General features: G+C 64.9%; 4 protein-coding genes. All 4 read left to right on the top strand.

Features of this window, described 5'->3' with window-relative positions; translation table 11 throughout:
• Positions 1–230 (top strand): hypothetical protein (locus PSV05_RS06340; RefSeq protein ID WP_300063208.1); only part of this gene is annotated, 230 nt, incomplete at its 5' end.
• Positions 231–519: 289 nt separating this feature from the next.
• Entirely contained in the window at positions 520–1,437 is a 918-nt protein-coding gene (locus tag PSV05_RS06335; protein ID WP_300063205.1) for a tyrosine-type recombinase/integrase, read from the top strand.
• Positions 1,437–2,435 carry a tyrosine-type recombinase/integrase gene (locus PSV05_RS06330; protein WP_300063202.1) on the top strand — a complete coding sequence of 333 codons (999 nt, stop codon included), beginning with the start codon at positions 1,437–1,439 and terminating at the stop codon, positions 2,433–2,435. The genes PSV05_RS06335 and PSV05_RS06330 overlap by 1 nt, the downstream gene beginning before the upstream one ends.
• A gap of 90 nt (positions 2,436–2,525) precedes the next feature.
• Positions 2,526–3,143 (top strand): NYN domain-containing protein, encoded by a 618-nt coding sequence (locus tag PSV05_RS06325; protein WP_300063199.1) that lies wholly within the window; start codon positions 2,526–2,528, stop codon positions 3,141–3,143.
• The last annotated feature ends 114 nt before the right edge of the window (positions 3,144–3,257 follow it).

The raw sequence follows: 3,257 nt of genomic DNA, 5'->3' as shown, positions 1-3,257 counted from the left end.
TGGTGCACTTCACGCGGCGCGAGGTGCGCCAGTACAGCGGCTGGCACGACCACCGTGTGCGCGACGCGCTGCAGGAGCTGGTGGACATGGAGTACGCGATGATCCTCAAAGGCACGCAGGGGCAGACCTACCAGTACCGCCTGGCCGGCGGCGGTGGCGGTGACGCGCTGCCGCTGAGCGAGCTGACCACGCCGGCCCAGCTCGAGGCGTTGCTCGCCCCGAGCAGTTGACTTCGCCCTCACTTCGCGCAACTTCGCGGGCGAAGTGAAACGGCGCCGCTACAAGCATCGAATCACCCTGAGACGCACTTCGCCACTTTGCGGAAAATCTCTTGGAGCCACTCTCTACGCGTGTGGATCAGCAGCAGACCCAGACGATTTCGACTTACCCGGATCGACTAAGGAGAAGCCAGGCAACCGTGACCTGTGAACGACGACAATTAAATCGGATTTCTAAGCCGGATACATTTCTTGTATCGGGTGGATCGGCGTTGGCATTTTGGGGAGAGGGCATGCACGAATGAATCTGAAGCTGTGGCGGAGCCGTTTTCGCGAGTACATGGAGGTGCGCAACTGGAGCCCGCGCACCATTCAGGCCTACACCGGTGAGCTGCGTCATCTGTTCGATTTTCTCGACGAGCGCGGCATCAAGGCGCCCAACGCCATCACGCGCGACGCCATGGAGGCGTACCGCGGCTGGCTCTTCAACCAGCAGACCCGCGGTCGCAATCTGAAGCCGCGCACCGTGGCCGCGCGCCTGACCGGCGCCAAGGCGTTTTGTCGCTTCCTCGCGCACGAGCAGTTCGTGCTGCTCGACCCCGGCCTCGACGTGGAGCTGCCGCGCGTGCCAAAGCTGTTGCCGCGGCCAATCCTGACGCAGGACGAAGTCACGAGCCTGCTCGAGGCCACCGACGTGAGCACCGCGATCGGCATGCGCGACCGCGCGGTGCTCGAGCTCTTCTACTCGACGGCGCTGCGCAACAGCGAGTTGTGCGATCTGCACTGCGCCGACATCGATTTCGAAGCGCACGAGGTGCGCGTGCTAGGCGGCAAGGGCAGCCGGCAGCGCGTGGTGCCGGTGGGCGAGGAAGCGGCGCTGTGGCTCGCGATGTACCTGCGGCGTGCACGGCCGCAGCTGACGTCTGACGATGAGCCGCGTCTCTTCGTGACCTGGCGCGGGCGGCCCCTGACGCGCGAGACCGCGGCGCTGGTCGTGACCCGTGCGGCGGAGAAGGCTGGCGTGAAGCGGATCACGCCGCATGTCTTGAGGCATTGTTGCGCGAGCCATATGCTCGAAAATGGGGCCAGCGTGCGGCACATCCAGGAATTATTAGGGCATGTGTCCGCGGAGAGTACCATCCGGTACACCCACGTGATGATCGACGATCTGCACGAGGTGCATCGGCGCTGCCACCCGCGCGAGCAGAGGAGCGCCTGATGGCCACCTGGCCGGAGCTGCGTGGCCTCTACCTCGATCACCTGCGCTCGCTCGGGCGCTCGCGTTTCACCGTTGCCGCCTACGGCCTCTGGCTCCAGCGCTTCCTCGAATTCTGCGAGCACGAGGCGATCGTGTCGCCGGCCGCGTTCACGTCCACGCACCTCGAGCGATTTCGCCAGCACATGTGCTGGGCGCCACGCGTGAACGGAGAGCTCTACAGCGAGCACACGGTTGATATGGCGCTGCGTTCTGTGCGCGCCATGTTCACGTGGGCGACGAAGCGTGAGCGGCTACTCATCAATCCGGCCGAGCATCTGCTGCTGGCCCGCGTGCCCAGCGCGACTCGGTGCCGGCCGCTGCCGCGCGACGAGGTGGCCCAGTTGCTCGCCACGCCGGACGACAGCACGCCGAGCGGCCTGCGTGACCGTGCGGTGCTCGAGACGCTCTACTCGACCGGCATCCGGCGGCTGGAGTGCGAGCTACTCGACCTGGCTGATCTCGACTTCGACCGGCGCACGCTGCACATCCACGGGAAGGGCAGCGTGGACCGCCTGGTGCCCGTTGGAGAGAGTTTGGCGGCATTGCTCGACCGCTACCTGAACGAAGCCCGTGGAGCGCTTCTGCGCAGCGGCTTCGAGCCGCGGTGGCAGCGCAAGCACCCGCACATCGAGCAGCCGAACATGCACGAGCAGGCCCTGTTCCTCTCGCTGCGCGGCATGCGGTATCGCGCCGAGAGCATCTACCTGATGGTGACCAGCACGGCGCGACGGGCAAAGCTCGAGCACATCAGCACGCACGGGCTGCGCCACGCATGCGCAACTCACTTGCTTGAGGCCGGTGCCGACTTCCGCGCTGTACAGAAGCTGATGGGGCACGTCGTTCCGCAGAGCACCCAGACCTACACCCGCATCTCGCGCCAGGAGTTGCGCCGGGTGCACCTCGAGACCCACCCCCGGGGCCGGCGCATCACCCCTCCTTTCGATGTTGACACCGTCTGACAAAATGGGGTACATTATGGGTGAACTTACTCCCCGTCCGCTGCCGGGCAACCGGCCCCGGGCGGGGTTATTGCTTCCGTGGGGGCCGGAGTGCTCACAGAGCCAGCACTAAAACGCGCCGTCGTCTTCATCGACGGCCAGAATCTCTACCACGCCGCACGCATCGGATTTGGCTATACGCATCCGAATTTCGACGTGCTGGCCCTCTCGACGGCCGTCTGCATACAGCGAGGCTGGCAGCTCGAGGAGACACGCTTCTACACGGGCGTGCCGGAGCTGCGCGACAACGCCTTCTGGCACAGGTACTGGAGCGGCAAGATGCGCGACATGCGCCACAAGAAAATCGTCGTCTTCAGTCGACCCCTTCGATACCGGAACCAGACGGTGAAACTGCCGGACGGTTCGTCCCATACCGTGCGCGCTGGCGAGGAAAAGGGCATCGACGTCCGCATCGCCATCGACATTATTCGCCTGGCGCACCACGGCCGCTACGACGTGGCGATCGTGTTCAGCCAGGACCAGGATCTGTCCGAGGCAGCCGACGAGGTTCGCCACATTGCGCAAGAGCAGCAGCGCTGGATCAAGGTGGCCTCCGCCTACCCGCAGTCCCCGACCTCCCACAATCGGCGCGGCATCAACGGCACAGACTGGATTCCCATCGACCGCGCCACCTACGATGCAGCGCTCGACCCGAAGGACTACCGCTGATCCCGCGGTTTCTTCCTTAGCCGAAAAATCCGTTAATTGAATTTTCGTGCATGACGCGCATGGCGTGGTTGTGCCGTTGCTGCACCGCGCGCGGCGCTCCATGCGACCTATGAT

It is taken from the genome of Thermomonas sp. (assembly GCF_029945965.1).
In the GTDB taxonomy this organism is placed as follows: domain Bacteria; phylum Pseudomonadota; class Gammaproteobacteria; order Xanthomonadales; family Xanthomonadaceae; genus Thermomonas.
Note: the sequence above shows the minus strand (reverse complement) of the source record. Positions and strands in the feature narration are given on the sequence as shown.